This window comes from Pseudohongiella sp. O18 (assembly GCF_021729085.1).
GTDB lineage: Bacteria > Pseudomonadota > Gammaproteobacteria > Pseudomonadales > Pseudohongiellaceae > Pseudohongiella.
Window position 1 is genome coordinate 546,778 of the sequence record NZ_JAJSAR010000002.1, and the last position, 18,119, is coordinate 564,896.

Sequence of the window (18,119 nt, forward strand, 5' to 3'; positions counted from 1 at the left end):
GATACACTAAAGAATTTCCCGGTGCACTTCCAGCACGGGTGCATCTATGTGCTGGGCAATTGCCTTTTCGATCTGATCGAGGCGTGCATTGATTTCAGAGGGAGTGCCACCCACAGTAACAACACTCCATACTGCGCTGTCCAGGGCATCAAAATCGCCGCTTTCGGCAACGGCCACCTCGGGCTGTTTACCCCAGATCGAACGCATTGGCGCGAACACGCGTCGCTTCTCTTTTAAATCACTGACACCATAAAGCTGAAAGTGCAGGGACATGACACCAACCGGCACGGTGATTGCCGTTGGCACTGGCTGGCGGGCCGCCATAAGCTTGCGAAATGCTTCAGACATCGCTACTGCTTCCTGGTTGACTGGTATCAGAATTGATGCGCACGGCGGCCGCGCGCGGCTTTATTTCCTGCCCCCTGGCAAGCAGATGCACGCGACTGAACGCGGCACCGAACAGCAGGATCAGCGAGGAATAGTAGACCCACATCAGAATCAGCACAATGGCGCCTGCTGCACCGTAAGTAGAGTCAGGAGCCTGATAGGCCAGGTAGCTTGCAATACCGAAGCGACCGAGTGAAAACAGCAGCGCAGTGACGACTGCTCCGATCAACACCTGGCGCCACCCCAGCACGACATCAGGCAGAACTTTAAATATGGCTGCGAACAGCAGCGTGATAACTACAAATGAGAGCACCGCCTCGGCACTGCTGATCAGCATCTCCACAGCTGGTAGAAGCTGCACGGTAAAATCCAGCATGGCGCGCAGCACTACCCCCAGCACCAGGGAGACGAGCAGGATAAAACCTATCGAGACGACCAGCATCAGGGAGAAAAACCGTTTGCGCAGAAACAGGAAAAAACTGTTACGCGAAGGTTTGGGTTTGACGCCCCAGATATCGTTAAGCGAATACTGGAGCTGCGCAAATACAGTTGTGGCACCCACCATCAACGCTGCCATACCGGCAATCGTTGGCAATATGCCGCTTGCTTCAATACGTGAATTGGCTACTGCTTCTTCGACCAGACTGGCCGCATCGTCGCCCATGACAGACTGAAATTCGGCAACGATCTGTCCTTGAGCAGCCGCCTCACCCAATACGACACTGGCGACCGATACAGCGATGATAAGCGTGGGTGCCAGTGAGAACAGTGTGTAAAAGGCCAGTGAACCGGCGTAACTGAAAGCATTGCATTCCAGCCATAACTTGCCGGCATCGATCAACAGCCGCCAGCCATAACGCAAAGTATCCATGGGTGCATCCTCTTACGTGCCAGCTGCCTACAGTGTGACGGCTGGCGCGCAGGCTTGCAAACTTTGACTGGATTCGATAGCTCTAGCTGGGGTTGAGTTGCGCACAGGCTCAGCAATTGTTCTGGGCAGTCCTGATAATCCCCTGGGCTCGCTCGCGTGCCAGATTCCATTCCTGCCAGTCACCAGCCGCCGGATCCAGATACGCTGGCCAGTTAGCCGCAACTGAGCAGGATGCCCAACGGGGCGCGATGGTCGCCTCCAGATAACGGGTGTATGCGGGTAACGCATCTGCGCCGAGTCGCATCAGGTAGCCGTCATCAAGCGGAACCCGCCGCTCATGGGCCAGGTGAATATTGATATGAGCAACCCGAGCGGCGGGATTGGATGCGGCGAATAGCAACATGATAGTAATGGCGCCATAGAGCAATCCTGACAGAAAGTGCCGTGAATTGCCGCGCAGAACTGTCGTGGCGAACCAGATCAGTGCTCCCCCCAGCCATCCCAACGCGGCGAGCGCCATCATACGCGACAATGTCATCCCGAAATGTTCAATATAGAGTGACAGGCGCAGCAGTGCGGATACCAGCATAAGCAGGACACAGCCAATGAGCACTGCGCCGAAACGACGAAACAGGGTTTGGTGGCACTCAGTTGATGCCATGGTCATCAGCAGCGCCAGTGTCAGACCTGCAACCAGCAGCAGTTCGAAAAAACCGCGACGTGCGTAACTGGCCAGTGTCAGCCCGGCGCGTTCTACAATCACGTCATATCCGCCAAATAGATAGAACGCCTGCAGGGCCACAAAGGCGATAAACAATAGCCCAATGGAGCCCATGATGATTGCTGTTTCTTCCGCGCCAAGTCGCAACCAGCTGTGTGCTGTGCCAGGCACGGATTCCGTTGCGGCGCCTGAAGATTTGTTTTGATCGCGTAACAGCGTGCAACTGAGAACGCCAGTTGTCAGCACGATCAGTACCAGACTGACAAAAGGGGTAACGGGTGTAATTTGACCCAGCCGGGCCGTCAGCTTTTCCAGTTGCTGGCCAACTAGTGCGTCGGCGGAGGCAAACAGCATGACAAAAACAATCAGCAACGGAGCGGCAAACAGTGCGCCGCGCAGCACAGCCCGAACACGCGGGTTGTTATGATGTGACTGGTGCAAAAGCGTGTCGATGGGTGGTAGGATGCCCATAACAATCTGTGCCGGAAATCGCCAGGCAGCTTTGATTAGCATTGGCAGTCTTGCATTAGCCAGAGCATCAACATGTGTCTTGTAGTACACCAGCCCCAGGCTTAGCAGCATGACCAGATACATGGGCAGAATGACTGCAGGGGATGCCCGCAACACAGCCAGCCCTGCCGCTGACACCATGACCACAGACCAAATGCCAAGCTCCAGACGCCACGCCTTTGGCTGGTGTCGATTGAGCCAGCATACGGTCGCACTGGCCAGCGCGCTCCACACAGGCAGGCCCAGTCCACCCGGGAGTTGATCCCAGACCAGCCAGTGAAGTGCCAGGCCGCATACCAGGCCGGCGCTCAGAAGCGCAACCATGTCGGACGTGGATGATCGTGCGTCTCTTGATTGGCGCGAGTCACCTGTGACCGGAGAGCCGTATTTGGCTGACATTGAACCTGTGGGATCCAGAATTGTCATGTCGCTACTCCTGTTTCATTGCCCGGATCAGGGCTTCCATGTGAGATACGTAGCGCTTTAATGCGGTACGACCTGTGTCTGTAAGCGTAAACTCGGTGCGCGGTGTACGGCCAACAAACTGCTTGTGGCAGCTCAGGTATCCAGCCTCCTCAAGTTTTCGAGCCTGCACACTGAGGTTGCCGTCCGATAGCTCCAGCAGTTCTTTCAATTCACTGAAACTCAAGCAGTCATGGACAGCCAGTGTACTGATGATGGCCAGACGACTGCGCTCATGAATCAGGTTGTCCAGTTGTCCTGCAGCGGCGCCGTTGCCTGCTGCAGATGAATGGGCACGGGATGTCGTGATAGGGCCGATTGTTTGATCGCTGACAGGTTTTTGTTTTCGATTAGCCGCCATAGCGCCTCCAGATAATAAAACCAAAAATGCAGTGCAGGCCGCCGAACCCTGTACCCATCAGTGTATTGCCGGCGTCTGGTATCAGCAGTGCAACGCTGCCCAGCGCAATAAAAAGGCTGCCCATTAGTGGCAGTACACGCACGGACCATGCCCCCGCTGTCATCACCGCAGCGCCGTACAAGGTAAGCCAGATGCCTGGCAACAGCGCATGAAAACCGTGGATATAGCCTGCGAGTGTCAGCAATCCGCCGGCAATCATTGTTGGTAAGAAAGCGCCCAACAGCTTGCGTGTAGTGGCCATGCGCAAAGAGCGGCCCTGACGTCGAGTCTTCACGACAGTGAATGTGGTCGCCAGGCAGGTAGCGATGAGGAGTTCACTCATCCAGATGCTGACGCGAGGTTCTGGCGCATAAGGGGCAGCGACCCACGTCGCAACCAGTGCTGTCAATCCGGTCAGCAGGTAGCCAATGCCGGAAATGCCGGTAAAAACACCGGCATGCTCGATAGTTGATCGGATGAATCGCAGGTTTTCCTCAGCGTGGTCGGCGAGGCGGGTGGGCGTACCGGATTTCACTGTTTTGGTCATGATAGCGTTTGGGAGTGGAAGCTATGAAAGAACTTTATAGTATAAAGTTAATGGCCGCAAGAGCTATCTGTTATCAGGGCTGGGGAGTGTTGTGGAATGGTCCAGGATTCAGTTGAGAGATCCTGTCCAGTCCATTAGTTATAAAATACTTCGACGTAGTGGGAGGAAACTGCTGTGTCGCCCACAAAAGCAGGGATGAATCTGCTCTGATCAACCGCTGACAGCACGTTGCGTTTGCAGGCGTCGTTGAGAGAACCATTCGATATATCAATATCATGTGCCATGCCGTTTGCGTCAACACGTGCCCTGACGACTTCAGCGAAACGCCTTTGAAAACAGAACCATGTTTCAGTGGCAACCCGCTGGGCCGAGATATATTCAGTGCCCAGAGTATTGGTGTTTAGAAAATGGTGGTTATAAATCCGAGCGCTTTGATTATTGCCGGTCTTCTCCAGCAGGACTGAAAAGTTCACCCACACCTCTACAAGCTGCCCATTCAAACGGGCAGCGGTCATGCGTCTGTTTTGCATGGTAGTGTTTATCAATCGAATCACTCGTCGCGCAGTGTGCGGTGATTCATCGGTTGGGTAGCAAACAAGATTCGCGAGTTGTCCGGAAGTACGCACGCGCCCAGCGCATCGGACGAGCAGGCTTTCGTCATACTCAAACTTTAAACGGGAGAGTCGGGTGGCAATCAACTCAGCGTGCTCACCGATGTGAGCTGGAGATGTGACGTTTTGATCAGCGTCAGCTGAAGAGGTCGTCGACATTACCGTTTGTGCCGCGAATAGCAGCGCCAGAGTGAGGATGTAGCGTCCCCGGCCTGACTTCCTTGGCTTGTTCAAGGTCCAGTCTCCTTTGGACTTTTTCTATCTGTTTAGCCGTTTATCAGGCGTTTGTCAATATACCTTTTACACGACGGTAGACCGAGTCAGTCAGTGTCTGGACATACTCTCTGTGTCGGTATAAGTGGCAAAATCTACCCATTTTCAGGAGAATTCGTTACGATTTTATACATTGCTTGAAAAGATTTGCTCTCTGGCTAAAATCCCGCGCTTCGATTGGAAATGGGTCATTGTCCCATAAGCAGTCGGAGTCATCTTTCTAGGGAGAAGCCATGTATAATTTCAAGAATGATTTCAAGCGCAGCAAAAAAAATGCACTCCGGCATTTGATCGCTGCATGTATTGCTTCGTCATCTGCATTGCCTCTGATGGCATCGGCGCAGTCTGACGCACCGGAACTTGAAGAAGTTGTGGTAACTGGCTCTTATATCAGGAACAGCGCGTTTGCAGGCGCCTCTCCTGTCAACACTGTTACTCAGGCTGACCTGCTTGAGTCCGGTGCACCGGCCATGGGTCAATACATTCGAGACCTGCCATATACTCAAAATACTGACGTTGTCGCCAACGTCAACTCAACTCAAAACGGTCAGCAGGATTCCAATGCTGCGCGCTTCAATCTGCGCGGCCTGGGCGTGAACAGCACATTGACGCTGGTTGATGGAACACGCTCTGTAAACGATGGTGCTGTAGCATCTTTGCTGCCCGACATTGCCATGGAGCGACTGGAAGTCGTTCTCGACGGTGGTTCCGCTTTGTATGGCTCTGATGCCGTGGCGGGCGTTGTCAACCTGATTCCGATCAAAGAATTTGATGGTCTGCGCGTTCGCAGTTACTACCAGACTGACGAAGAAACCTCCTACGAAGAGCCCAAGCTGGCACTGATGTTTGGTCGTTCTTTCCGAAATGATGTCAACTGGGTAGCGGCCTTCGAAGCATCCAAAAAGACACCAGTTCTGCGCACCGAACGCCCTGAATACCTGTACTACGACATTTCGGAAACATCCACAGGTACACCTGGCTCCTTCCAGCGTGCTGCAGGTGGGATCGGTGATGCCGGTGTTGGTGGACTGTTGCGTGATCCGTCTTGTGGTACCTTCAATGAGGGTAATACCGACAAGACCAAGCCTGGTGCGTTCCCGAGTGGTCAGCCGCTGGGTTCAACCACCTGTCTCTACCACTACGGTCCTCAGCATGACTATGCCCGTGGCAATGTCGACTACACGCTGTTTAACAACCTGACCTGGGACGCCAACGATTGGCTTCAGCTCGAGTGGCAGTCCAGCTACAACTACCGTGAGTCGCGTTATAACACCTCTGCCAGCCTGGCAAACACCACCAACAACCGGTTTGCACTGCTGGTGCCAGAAAGTCACCCGGCCAACCCATGGGGTTTTGATGTGGTACCGCGCAACTGGCGTCCTTTCAATGGTCTGGCCGGCACACAGCCTTCCTTCCTGAAAGACGACGGTCGTGAGGTGCAGGATTACCGTTACTACACGGACTCCAACCGGTTCAGCGCGCGTTATGACATGACCGATACCTGGACAGGTTATACCTACTACACGCACCAGGAAACGCGTCGCAGTGTGGATACCCGTACCATGGTTCTGCCACGTCTGCAGGCAGCACTGTTGGGGCAGGGTGGTCCAAATGGTGATGAATGGTTCAACCCCTTCGGTTCAGCTGATCCACGATCGCCATTCTATGAGGCAGGTGTCACAGATAACAGTCAGGAACTGGTTGACTGGTTGTATGAGATCCAGAATCAGCGTGAAGTCAGCCGCAACAACCTGGAAATCTTTGAGACCATGGCGACAGGCGAGATATTCCAGACGGCATTCGGTCCTGCACAGGCGGCGGTCGGCCTGCAGCGTCGTGACGCGCGCGTCCGCACAACTCCGAACCCCTTCTCAATGCTGGGGCAGAACTATAACAGCTCTATCACGGATGCACCGCCTGAGCCGACTGACTACGATGATCGCGTAAACGCAGCATTCGTAGAGTTTGAAGTACCGCTTTACGAGACCATCTCCGCTCAGATCGCTGCCCGTCATGAAGAGTTTACAGATCAGGACATCGAGACGACAACTCCAAAAGTGGCACTGCGCTGGGAAGCACGTCACGATCTGGCTTTCCGTCTGTCCTGGGGCGAAAGTTTCCTGGCTCCAGAGCCGGGCACCAATCGTCCGTTCAACCCGAACGAGAACTGTGGTGAAGTTTTTGCCGGAACTGACCCGATCACTGGTAACAGTCTGGCAGGCACGCAGTCGTGCTCATCAGGTAATCCGGCCATTCGTCCTGAGACATCAGAAATCTGGAACGCAGGCTTTACCTGGGAACCAACTGATGAGCTGAGCCTGAGTGTGGATTATCAGACCATCGAATATAAAGACCGTATTCGTGAGCTGAGCACAGTAGATGCAGTTGAGCTGCAGTTTGCCGAGATGCTGAATGCGATTGGCGAAACTGAAAGCAGCTACGATGCGACACCTGGCTCTGCAACGCGTCAGGCTGCCAATGCATGGCTGGCCGCACAGGGTTCGCTGACTGGTCCTGGCATCCAGCGTGATCCGAACAACCAGCAGATCGTCAAGACCGTTCGCAACGCCGCAAACGTAGCAGAGGTGATGATCGATCTGGTGGACGTGAAAGGGCGCTACCGCATCCCGACGGACGACTTCGGTACCTTTGTTGCCACGGCTACCGCTTCATACTTTACCAAGTATGAGTACGTGGATCTGTCTGGTCAGGTGAGCGATGCCCGTGGTCGTCAGAACGGTGACAGCGGTATTGTGCCACCACTGCCCAAGCTGAAAGCCAATATGCGACTGAACTGGTTCCTGGGAGCACACAGTGCGTCCCTGACAGCCAACTTCCAGGACCGTGTCAGCACCGATGGTTCGTTCTTCGCGTACACCACGGGCCTGACAGCCCCGGATTACATTTCTTCGCAGACCTTGTTCAACACGCAGTACTCTTATGCGTTTGACAATTTCTACGACAGTGAAGTGATTCTCAGCCTGGGTGTTACCAACCTGTTCGACAAGCGTGCCCAGCCGCTGCCGCAACTCGGTGGTATGGAAACACGTTTGCAGACACCGTTCGGCCGTCAATTCTGGCTGAGCCTGGACTGGACGCCTAACTTCTAAGCGGATCGCATCCAGTAAGCAAAAAAAACCCCGGCACTGCCGGGGTTTTTTTTTACCGTTCTGGGCCCTTACATGACAGGTCGAGCCACTCAGACTTGATGCGGCAATTGTGTGCGTGCCGACTCCAGTGGACGTAGCTGCGGCAGACCCAATCGCTGTCTGCGACGTCCCAGCAACAACACGATAGGTGCTGCTATAAATATTGATGAGCTGGTGCTGACAACAATACCGAAGAGCATGGGCACCGCAAAACTGGCTACTGCACTGCCACCTGCTACTGCCATCGGCAGAACAGCCACCAGTGTGCTCAGTGAGGTGTAAGTAGTCCGGGTCAGCGTTGCGCTGATGCTGCGGTTCACAATCTGCTCCAGCGGCTGATCAGGACGGGCACGCATACTTTCACGCATCCGGTCGAAGACCACCACTTTGTCGTTGACCGAATAGCCGATCAGAGCGAGCAGGGCAGCGATAGCCGTCAGGTTGAACTCAATGCCAGTCAGTACAAAAAAGCCGATAGTTTTGGTCAGGTCCAGCGCAATTGTCAGCACAGCAGCCATGGCAAAGTGGTTTTCAAAGCGGTACCACAGGTACAGCAACATGCCGGCACCTGCCAGCATTACCGCGAGAATACTCATGTCAGTGAAATCGCCACTGACGCGAGGGCCCACCAGTTCCGCTCGGTCAATGCTTGCCTCAGGCAGGACTGAATTGACGGTGCCCCGTAGTGTTTCCATCTGACTGCCGCCGTCGATATTTTCATGTATCGCCTGTCGCAGCAGCCACGACTGTTCACGGTCTCCCGATAGTGCCTGAACACTGATATCCACCAGGCCGGCGTCAGCCAGCTGCGTACGCAGGGTTTCGATGGAGGTGTCCGGAGTTCGGATTTCCAGCAATGCACCACCGCTGAAATCGATACCGTAATTCAGGCCAGGTTTGGCCATCAGCCCCAGAGAGGCAATGGACAGGACGGCTGACACTATCAGTCCGGTGGTACCAGCCTTCATGAAGCGGATGACACGACGGCCACTGCTGAACTGATCACCAAATTTATCCAGCATCGGCAGTCCGCGAATGATCAAAGCTTGTCGCGCCCTGCGTCGCACTACCCACTCCATCATGACGCGGTTTACAGCGACAGCAGTAAACAGCGATGTCAGCAGACCTATGCCCATGGTGACCGCAAATCCGCGTATCGGGCCAGAGCCCATCATGAACAGCAGGCTGATGGCGATCAGCGTTGTGATATTGGAATCCAGGATGGTGCCGTAGGCGCGACGGAAGCCATTATCCAGAGACAGCCAGGCACCTTTGCCCTGACGTGCCTCATCGCGGATCCGTTCGTTGATCAGAATATTCGCATCGACAGCCATGCCCAGCACCAGAATCAGGCCGGCAATACCGGGCAGCGTAAGTGTGGCTCCCAGCAGGCTGAGAATGCCGAACACCAGTCCCATATTGATGCCCAGTCCCAGCCAGGCAATCAGACCCCAGCTGCCGTAGCTGCACAACATGAACACCAGCACCAGTGCGGCACCGAAGATGCCAGCAACAATACCCATGCTGATGGCGTCACTGCCCAGGTTGGGGCCTACAGTGCGTTCCTCGACAATTTCCAGCGCCGCGGGTAAGGCGCCAGCACGCAGCAGCATGGCCAGTTCACCCGCCTCCACGGCCGTAAACTGACCGCTGATCTCCCCGCTGCCACCCGTGATGGGGGAGCGTATGACGGGTGCAGTCACAACCTCACCGTCGAGCACAACGGCCAGAGCCCGGCCAACATTCTGACGTGTCATGTCGCCGAATATGCGGCCGCCTTCCTGGTCCAGTGTGAAGTTGACAACTGGCAGGTTGGTCTGTGGCTGCATGGCCATGCGCGCATCGCGCACATGTTTGCCTTCCATCGCCACTTTGCGTTCCAGGCGATAGTTCTGTGCGGGATCCGCCTGATCAGGCAGCGTCATTACATTTCTATTGCCCGGCTCGGCCACCCAATGGAAACTCATTTGTGCCGTCGTACCCAGCAGCGAACGGACCTGTTGCGGATCTTCAACGCCCGGCAGCTGCACCAGTATGCCATCACGTCCCTGTCGGGTGATGCTGGGTTCAACCATGCCGGTCTCATCCAGCCGACGATGAATGACCTCAATGCTCTGGTTAACGACATCATCGAGCAGCGCATCAGCGCTAAGCTCGTCGCGGTCGCTGTAGATCTCCTGGGTGTCCACTACCAGCAGCAGCTGAGAGCCGCCGCGCAGGTCCAGGCCGAGTTTGACTGTGTTGTTCTGGTAAGCAGTCGGCAGGCTATTACTCACCGACTCAGGCAATACATTGGGCAGGGCACTGAGCAGGCCCAGTATGATGATAAATGCGTACCACAGGGTGCGCTTGTGAAGCGAAGTAGTCATGGATAACTCCTGTGGCTGACGCGAAACGCAGTTGAACTGAATCAACAACTGTGACGGCAGCCGGTTACATCAAAGAAGAAAAAGATGTTTACAGGGTTATCGGATTGGCGGCGCGCGCGCCTGTTGAGAAGAGGAGTTACGACTACGATCGGCAGCAGTGGTAGCGACGAAACCAGCAGTAGTGGTTCTCAGATAGCTGAGTGCTGCTTGGTCGAGCGTGGCCGGATTGTCGTCACTGTCTGTATCGCCGGGCATGCCGGACAGCACAGTACGAGCGTTTGGCGAGATCGCCAGCTGTGTCGAAGTCAGCCGCTCCAGGGTGTCGCCACTCTGGCGTTCGATCGAGTTACTGCCGGCAGCAGGCAGGCTGATTCCCACTGACAATAGCAGCGAGCAGATCAACAGCTGAACAGACAACATGTGGCGGAGCAAAGTCACAGCACGAATATCCTGAATTGCAGGTTGCCATTGACCGACTGGCACAATGCCAGACATCACGGACACTTGCAGCCTCCTTATACGCCTGTCACGAAGGAACAGCAAGAGCCATGGTCGGAATTTTTGTCGCCGCACACCTGGTTGTACAGCTGCCTTCGCCAATGGCTTTCGCTGCGCTGGCGATTGATTAGTTGAGCCAGGTTGGTTAGATTTCATTGTCGATTTTAATCTCTCGTACATACTGATGGGGCCTATCGTTTGGATCTCGAATCAATCTATCAGCGTCTGATCACGCTTAGTGACCAGATACTGCTGGTTCTTCTGCAAACAGAAACCTATGCGCAGCTCGCGCTGGTGATGCTGATCTATGCATTTGCATTCTTTTTTGCCAACCGTCTGCGTGCCTATTTACCTGCATTTGCGGAAGCCCCACCAGATGCTCCACTGAGCCCGTTGCGTCGCGCTGCAGGCCATATCGGTAACCTGATGTTCCCGTTGCTGAGCATCCTGGCACTGGGATTTGCTGTTGAGCTCAGTGCGTCGCTGATTGGTCAATCCTGGCTGGTAAAAGTGGCACTGGTCATTGCCATGCTGCTGGTCTACAACGCCATCATTCGTGATCATGTTCGCAATGAATTCATTGCCTTTGTGTTCCGCTGGGCCGGACTGCCGCTGGTGTTCCTGTATTCAGTGGAGTGGCTGGGGCCATTGATTTCGATTCTTGAATCCATGCAGGTAACGCTGGGCAACATTCAGATCTCTGCCTACGGCGTCGTCCGCGTGCTGCTATTCGGTTCCATTCTGTTCTGGTTGGGACGTCTGTCCAACAATACCGGACAGGAAATCATCCGCCGTCAGGAGAAGCTTGATTTCCGGGCCAAGGAAGTCGCTGCCAAACTGCTGCAGGTGACCATCTTCTTTGTCATCTTCCTGCTGCTGCTGCAGATCATGGGCATCAACCTGACTGCGCTGGCGGTGTTCGGTGGTGCGGTAGGTGTGGGTCTCGGTTTCGGCCTGCAGGCCATTGCTTCCAACTTTATCTCCGGCATCATCATTTTGCTGGATCGCTCGATTTCACTGGGTGACTACATTGAACTCGAAGACGGACGTACCGGTGTGGTTCGTGAGCTGACACTCAGGTCAACCACACTGGAAACCTATGATGGCAAAGACATCATGGTGCCCAACGAAAAGTTCGTTACCGAAAGCTTCACCAACTGGACGCACAAGAATCAGAAACAGCGATACCGGGTCGATTTCTCGGTTGCCTATGACTCCGATATTCACAAGCTGGTGGAGGTCATCAAGGCGGCAGTGGCCAGTCATCCTCAGGTTCTCAGTGGTGACGACATTCCACTTGAAGAGCGACCCGATTGTGAGATTGATGGCTTTGGAGACTCAGGCGTCAACATGTTTGTTGAGTTCTGGATGGAAGGAATCGACGACGGCAGAAACCGTGTCGGTGGCGATCTGATGCTGTTGATCTATGACACCATGCGCGAACATGGCTTTGTCATACCGTTCCCGCAGCGCGAAGTGCGCGTGTTAAATAAGCAGTCACTCAACGACGATCGTCAGTGACCCGATCCAGAAAGTCCTGAATCTCGCGACGCAGGCGGATATCGTTGCCGGCTTCGCGAAGCGCTCTTTGCGCCAGTGCAGTTGCTTCGGCAGTCCGGTTTTGTAGTAACCGGACATTTGCCAGACTCAGCCAAATGCTGGCGTCGCGCGGATCAATTCTTAAACCGCGCTCTGCAATCGCTGCGGCACGCTCAAGTTCTCCCGTGTCTACTGCGCTGTTAATGCCGGCCATCAGTGTGGATGTGGGAGTGGCACGAGTGTCTGACGGGGCAGGGGGTGTGGGACCAACAAAACCACCCTGGGAATCTGCCTGGCCGTCTCCTGAACGGACCGGGCCGGGTGACTCAGATATCGAATCTGCTGCCGATGCCCCCGTCAATGATGGCTGACTGCGCTCCACAGGTGCAGGCGATTGCCTTTGGGGTGATGCACAGGCTGCGAGTAACAGGGTGCCGATCAACAGGCCAGAACGTAAGTTCATGGGTTGAACACCCTGAAGCGATCAAGCACTCTGTTAAACAAAGATCCGTTATCCTCGCAATCAACCGCACGGTCCGGTGGGCGGCTTTCAGCAAAGGGCAGCAGCACACTGTCCTGACACTGGCGATAGGCAGGGTCGCGTACCGCATTTTGAGAGACCTGGCGCCACTCAATGTCCGGAGGTGGCGCTGTTGTTCTGGGCTCTATGCGCAGGGAGCTCATGATATCGCTCCACACTTTTAGCGCGCCTGTGGCGCCGGTGAGTCCTGTAGTGCCGTTGTTATCATGACCAAGCCAGACTACCGCCACCAGATCATCACCATAACCGGCAAACCAGCTGTCACGCAGGTCATTGGTCGTACCTGTTTTTCCGGCCAGCGGCAGGTTTGCCTGCATGGTGTTCTGAGCAGTCCGTGCAGTGCCGCGACTGAACACACCCTGCAGGGCATGCTCCAGCAGGAACATACTGCGCTGGCTGGCGACCTGTTTAATCGCCAGACCGTAGCGCTGCAGGCGTTGGCCGTCGCCGGTCATGACGGCCTCGACCGCGCGCAGGGGCGTGCGGAAACCGCCGCTGGCCAGTGTCTGGTACATCTGTGCGACTTCAATCGGAGTCATATCCACAGCGCCCAGCAGTAGCGAGGGGTAGGCTGCCACGTCGCCGTTGTAGCCAAGCCTGCGCAGCATGTCTATGGTTGCCGGCAGACCCAGTTTCAGCCCCAGGTCGACAGTTGCCTGGTTTAGAGAGCGCTCCAGTGCGTCAAACAGATAGACGTCGCCGTAGTAGCGATTTTCATAATTGCTGGGCGACCAGTAAGTGCCATTGTCCAGTTCGATCTCGCGCTTGGCATCAGACAGCACAGTTGCCAGCGAATAGTCACCGGCACCGGATTCAAGTGCCGCCAGATAAGTTGCCGGTTTTACCAGCGAGCCGATCTGACGGCGAGCGTTAAGCGCGCGGTTGAAGCCGGTATATCCCGCCCGGCGTCCGCCCGCCAGTGCCCGAACATCACCGTTGGTAGCATCCGTAATCACCACAGCGGCTTCCAGCGGGCCATTGTCGCCGTCAGCTGGTTGCACTGCGGCTACGGCTTTGTCCAGACGCGCTTCCAGCGTGGTCTGCATGGCAAGATCCAACGTGGTAAAGATGCGCAGGCCTTCGGTGCGCAGTGCTGCTGAATCGTAGTCACGGGCCAGGTTCTGCTGTACCAGCTCCATAAAGGCGGGGTAGCCATTGCCCCGGTATGCTGGTCGTGGCGTAACCGCCAGCTCTGCCTGAGACGCCTGCGTCCGCTGCTCCTCGGTGATATATCCGGCCTCCATCATTCTTGCCAGCACGGTGTTGCGACGGCTGACTGCACGCTCCGGGTTGCGGCGCGGATTGTACAGAGAAGGGCCTCGCGGCATGCCTGCCAGCAGGGCAAGTTCGTCGAGACTGAGCTGGGTCAGGGGGCGGCTGAAATAATGCTGGGCGCCAAGAGCGAAGCCGTGAATGGCCCGGTTGCCATCCTGGCCCAGGTAAACTTCATTCAAATAAGCTTCCAGAATCTGATTTTTGCTGAATCGCAAATCCAGAGCTACGGCCATCAACGCTTCTTCTATCTTGCGCCTGAATGTCTGGTCGCGATGCAGGTAGAGGTTCTTCACCAGCTGCTGGGTCAGTGTGCTGCCACCCTGGACGATGCCACCGGCACGAATATTGGCCAGCATGGCCCTGGCAATGCCCTTGGGGTCGACACCATGATGTTCGTAAAATCGGCTGTCCTCGACGGCTATCACGGCTTCAATCAGAACGAGAGGCACGTCTCCAAGCGCCAGTGGCAGGCGGTCCTCGCCAGTATCAGGATTAAACTGTGTCACTTCAACTGGCTCAAGTCGGGCCAGGGGCACAGCGCCGCCGCCAATGCGCTCCAGTGAAGTGATGCGGTCGCCGGCGAAAAACACAGCCAGTGTCTGCGTGGGCTCTGGGCCATCCCAGAAGTCAAAGCCGCGCGTCTGAATCTGCAGGCTCTGTCCAAGGCGGCGAAATTCGCCGGGTCTGTTCAGTTGTGAAACTTCGCGGTACCCCAGCTGCTGCAGCGTAGTCTGTACTTCATCAAGCGCGTGACTGGCGCCGGGATAAAGCTCCATTGGGCGCGCGTAAATTCGCGCTGGCAGCGCCCACTGCAGGCTGCTGAAGCTTTCGCGAATCTGTCGATCAATCCACATGCACCAAAGTACAAACACAATGGTCGCTATCAAAAGCGTCCATAAGGTCAGGCGGCGCAGGGAGGGGAGTTTGGTGTTGAGACGGCTCATAGACGCTCATTATATCAGTGCTATGGGGCAAACCGATGCAGCTCGGACTCGTTCCATGGGATTTTTTTGAAGGTGGCGGTCAGCCAGCGCTATTAACTGCAGTTTGGAGCAACAAATTGTCGATACAGTCCAGCCCATGCCGGGCCGTTGTTACTGCTCAAGTGTATGGGATTGCTGGGCAGTGAGTGATTCAGCTCAAATTGATGAACATTTTCCATTGCCTGCAGCAGGTATTGCTGTACCAACTCCTCACATCCCTTCTGCACCTGGAATCCATCCTGATAAAAGTCGCCCAGCAATGGCCAGAAGTGATCGTCGCCAATCACATGTTTGAGCACCAGCGCCTGTCGACTGCTGCCATCTGGCAGTTCAAAACGGATGGTTAGCCAGGTCTGTGGCGTTGCCATCGGCAGATTCAGGCGAATACATGAGACGATTTCCAGCGGGCTGCATATCCGCCTCCAGCGCGAGTGGTGCCATTGATAAACGCCTGACTCGGCGCGTTTAAATTGAAATTCCTGCTGCATACCATTGACCTCAGGTTGGAATTGTCAGTTACCAGAGGTCAACGGAACAGCTGGGGCTTTATTCCCCGCTGCCTGTCGGGTTTATCCGGGCACGATCGGCGGTATCGACCTGCTTGATAAACCAGGCCATGAAGCGAGCCATTCGCTCCATGCCGGGCACTGAAATGACCTCCTCAACCTCACCGCTGGTGTGATAGAGCGGTGGTGCCTGCATGGTGGTGACAATCGGCACGTTAGCGCGCCGGTAGCCGCCGCCTTCGCCGCTGGCCATATCCGAGTTGCCAGACACAAAGTTGACACCATAACGCTGTACGCCAGCATCAAACAGTGATTGAAGAAAAGCCGATTCGTTGGTGATGCCGGCGACTATTGGCGCTTCACCTGAGTCAGCAATAAACTCACGATAGCCATCGGGCAGGACGCTGCGGGCCGGCGAGAAGTTGCGCTGTGCAACATGTTCCAGATTAAAGATCAGTAGCGCTTCGTCAAACAGGTCCGGGTTCATGGCGACCGCATTACTGGGGCCATTCAGTCCGGGGGTATGGTGACCAGCGCTGGCCACCAGCACCAGTGTGCGCTGCAGTGTGACATCGTCGCGGGAGAAGTGTTGCGCCAGAGCCATCAGCACCGCCAGTCCATCTCCATTGTCACCGGCCCCGTCATACCAGGCATCCATGTGGGCATTGATTACAATTGTCTCGGTTGACTGGCCCGGTATGACAGCAATCACGTTTTCAGCCTCGAGTCCGCTGTATTCCTGTGCCTGCAGGCTTAACCGGGCCTGTAGCGTGCCGCTGTGTCCCTGCGAGGCTGCCGCGTCGAGTGCGGCGCTGAGGAAAACACCATCTCGGCCTCCCACGTTGAAACAGGGGCCGCCGCAGTTGGCCAGATCGCGCGCCATTTCATTGCCAGGCTGATCGATAATGTTAAGAACGGCAACTGCGCCGCGGGCAAACAGGTCCTGAGCCCGCGGCACGGCATGACTGCGCTCGAATACCAGGTGGGCCTGCGGGGTGATGTGCTGCACTGCGATTTTGCCGCGCACATCGATATGTTCCAATACGGCAGGGCGCGCATTGCCCGTGTATACCAGCGGTGCCTGCAGTGAACCGCCCGCTATATATGATGGAGACAGTGCGACTGCAGTCGACATCACCACATCATCACCGACAGTATGCTCATTGGCCAGCAGGCGAACCTCCCAGCGTTGCGGCAGCCACAGGCTGCTGTCGGGATTCTGCGAGACCTGCTGTACCTCGACATCTTCGATCCCGTATTGCTGGAACTGGTCTGAAACCCAGTTGGCAGTTGCCGTTAGTGATGGGAAACCGGCAACGCGTCCCCACATCTGATTGCCGCCCAGTTCCTGATCAATAAGGCTCTGTTTTGAAAATTGCACAATGGCCTTCAGGTCCGAAGCCAATTGGTCTCCTGACAGTTCGCTGAATTGGAGTTCTTCGGTGGGGACAACGGCCGGGGCCGGGCCGCGAATACCAATTATGGCGGGGGTGGTATGAGGGGCGAAAGTCGGTGGTAGTGGCAGACCGTACCATGCCTCCTGCGCCAGTGCTGTGCCGACAAGGCCGACGCAAATCAGAGTGAGCAGTGGTGAACAAGCGTGAATGTACCGGTTCATTGGAGTTCATCCTGTTATTGTGATTATTGTTTCCGTGTAAGGCGTATTGTAGCGCTTATCTTGCTTGGCGTGATACAACTGCGCAATTGGCAGATTGTTGACAATGATGGCTAACAGGCGCAGTATTCGCCATGAAAACGCCAATAATCGTCAGAATAGATTAGGATTATCTACAATCTATGGTTTCCAGTTCCCATCAATCCAGCTCCCAGACCCTGTCGGACGGTGCCTTTGAACGCATCCAGACTGCGATTGTCAAAGGGGATATAGCGCCGGGAACGCGCCTGAGTGAGCAGTACCTGAGTGATACCTTCGGGATCGGTCGTGGCCCGCTGCGGGAAGCCATTCGGCGGCTGGAAGGTCGGCGATTGGTGGTCAGGATTCCGCACGCGGGCATTCGCGTCGCATCGCTGAGTGTGGCTGAGCTGATTGAACTGTACTACGTCCGGGAGGCGCTGGAAGGCATGGCCTGTCGACTTGCAGCTCAGCATATGACCGAGGAGGAAATTGCGGGGCTGCGTCAGGTGCTGGCCAGACACGAGCAGCACGCGGGCCTGCATACCAACGAATCCTACTATCAGCAGGAAGGGGAACTGGATCTTCACTATCTGATCATACAGGGTAGCCGCAATCACATGTTGCATGAGTTACTTTGCAGTGATCTCTATCATCTGGTACGCATGTACCGGTATCGTTTTTCGACAACTCCGGATCGCCCACAGCAGGCGTTTTCCGAGCACCATCGTATTATCGAGGCGATTGCCGACCGCGATGGTGAACTGGCGGAACTGCTGATGCGTCGGCACATCAGCGCCTCACGTCGCAATATCGAACAGCATCTGGAAAAGCCATAAGACAA

General features: G+C 55.5%; 15 protein-coding genes. 3 read left to right on the forward strand and 12 right to left on the reverse strand.

The features are described from left to right. Positions 1–6: 6 nt before the first annotated feature. The 6 genes from LVD14_RS09865 to LVD14_RS09890 form a co-directional block, all read right to left on the reverse strand. Positions 7–348 carry a DUF503 domain-containing protein gene (locus LVD14_RS09865; RefSeq protein ID WP_237133917.1) on the reverse strand — a complete coding sequence of 114 codons (342 nt, stop codon included), beginning with the start codon at positions 346–348 and terminating at the stop codon, positions 7–9. Continuing rightward, positions 341–1,258: a YihY/virulence factor BrkB family protein gene (locus tag LVD14_RS09870; RefSeq protein ID WP_237133918.1), complete on the reverse strand. Its 918-nt coding sequence runs from the start codon at positions 1,256–1,258 to the stop codon at positions 341–343. Before LVD14_RS09870 ends, LVD14_RS09865 begins: the two co-directional genes overlap by 8 nt. Before the next feature lie 109 nt (positions 1,259–1,367). Then, positions 1,368–2,915, reverse strand: coding sequence for a DUF4153 domain-containing protein (locus LVD14_RS09875; protein WP_237133919.1), 1,548 nt, complete (start codon positions 2,913–2,915; stop codon positions 1,368–1,370). A 4-nt stretch (positions 2,916–2,919) separates the two neighbouring features. Next, positions 2,920–3,312, reverse strand: a complete 393-nt coding sequence (locus tag LVD14_RS09880; protein WP_317622713.1) for a transcriptional regulator — start codon at positions 3,310–3,312, stop codon at positions 2,920–2,922. Beyond that, positions 3,302–3,898 carry a hypothetical protein gene (locus tag LVD14_RS09885; RefSeq protein WP_237133920.1) on the reverse strand — a complete coding sequence of 199 codons (597 nt, stop codon included), beginning with the start codon at positions 3,896–3,898 and terminating at the stop codon, positions 3,302–3,304. Before LVD14_RS09885 ends, LVD14_RS09880 begins: the two co-directional genes overlap by 11 nt. A 134-nt stretch (positions 3,899–4,032) precedes the next feature. Next, the gene (locus LVD14_RS09890; RefSeq protein WP_237133921.1) at positions 4,033–4,413 is read right to left on the reverse strand and encodes an energy transducer TonB; all 381 of its coding nucleotides are present in this window, start codon (positions 4,411–4,413) and stop codon (positions 4,033–4,035) included. 602 nt (positions 4,414–5,015) lie between these two features. Here LVD14_RS09890 and LVD14_RS09895 point away from each other — a divergent pair. Beyond that, positions 5,016–7,892, forward strand: coding sequence for a TonB-dependent receptor domain-containing protein (locus tag LVD14_RS09895; RefSeq protein WP_237133922.1), 2,877 nt, complete (start codon positions 5,016–5,018; stop codon positions 7,890–7,892). Positions 7,893–7,981: 89 nt separating this feature from the next. On the opposite strand, the gene secD is transcribed toward LVD14_RS09895, so the two are convergent. Both secD and LVD14_RS09905 read right to left on the reverse strand, forming a co-directional pair. Continuing rightward, positions 7,982–10,300, reverse strand: a complete 2,319-nt coding sequence (gene secD, locus LVD14_RS09900) for a protein translocase subunit SecD (protein WP_237133923.1) — start codon at positions 10,298–10,300, stop codon at positions 7,982–7,984. Positions 10,301–10,396: 96 nt separating this feature from the next. Next, positions 10,397–10,804 (reverse strand): hypothetical protein, encoded by a 408-nt coding sequence (locus LVD14_RS09905; RefSeq protein ID WP_237133924.1) that lies wholly within the window; start codon positions 10,802–10,804, stop codon positions 10,397–10,399. A 192-nt stretch (positions 10,805–10,996) separates the two neighbouring features. On the opposite strand from LVD14_RS09905, the gene LVD14_RS09910 reads away from it, so the two are divergent. Further along, positions 10,997–12,319 carry a mechanosensitive ion channel family protein gene (locus tag LVD14_RS09910; RefSeq protein ID WP_317622714.1) on the forward strand — a complete coding sequence of 441 codons (1,323 nt, stop codon included), beginning with the start codon at positions 10,997–10,999 and terminating at the stop codon, positions 12,317–12,319. On the opposite strand, the gene LVD14_RS09915 is transcribed toward LVD14_RS09910, so the two are convergent. From LVD14_RS09915 to LVD14_RS09930, 4 genes are all read right to left on the reverse strand, one after another. Further along, positions 12,300–12,800: a tetratricopeptide repeat protein gene (locus tag LVD14_RS09915; RefSeq protein WP_237133925.1), complete on the reverse strand. Its 501-nt coding sequence runs from the start codon at positions 12,798–12,800 to the stop codon at positions 12,300–12,302. The two genes, LVD14_RS09910 and LVD14_RS09915, sit on opposite strands and share 20 nt — an antisense overlap. Continuing rightward, positions 12,797–15,097 (reverse strand): penicillin-binding protein 1B, encoded by a 2,301-nt coding sequence (gene mrcB / locus LVD14_RS09920; protein ID WP_237133926.1) that lies wholly within the window; start codon positions 15,095–15,097, stop codon positions 12,797–12,799. Before mrcB ends, LVD14_RS09915 begins: the two co-directional genes overlap by 4 nt. Positions 15,098–15,189: 92 nt before the next feature. Beyond that, on the reverse strand, positions 15,190–15,624 hold the full coding sequence (locus LVD14_RS09925; protein ID WP_237133927.1) for a hypothetical protein: 435 nt from the start codon (positions 15,622–15,624) through the stop codon (positions 15,190–15,192). Between the two features lie 58 nt (positions 15,625–15,682). Beyond that, positions 15,683–17,260 (reverse strand): M28 family metallopeptidase, encoded by a 1,578-nt coding sequence (locus LVD14_RS09930; RefSeq protein ID WP_237133928.1) that lies wholly within the window; start codon positions 17,258–17,260, stop codon positions 15,683–15,685. Positions 17,261–17,439: 179 nt separating this feature from the next. Here LVD14_RS09930 and LVD14_RS09935 point away from each other — a divergent pair, with 179 nt between their 5' ends. Continuing rightward, the gene (locus LVD14_RS09935; protein ID WP_237133929.1) at positions 17,440–18,114 is read left to right on the forward strand and encodes a GntR family transcriptional regulator; all 675 of its coding nucleotides are present in this window, start codon (positions 17,440–17,442) and stop codon (positions 18,112–18,114) included. The last annotated feature ends 5 nt before the right edge of the window (positions 18,115–18,119 follow it).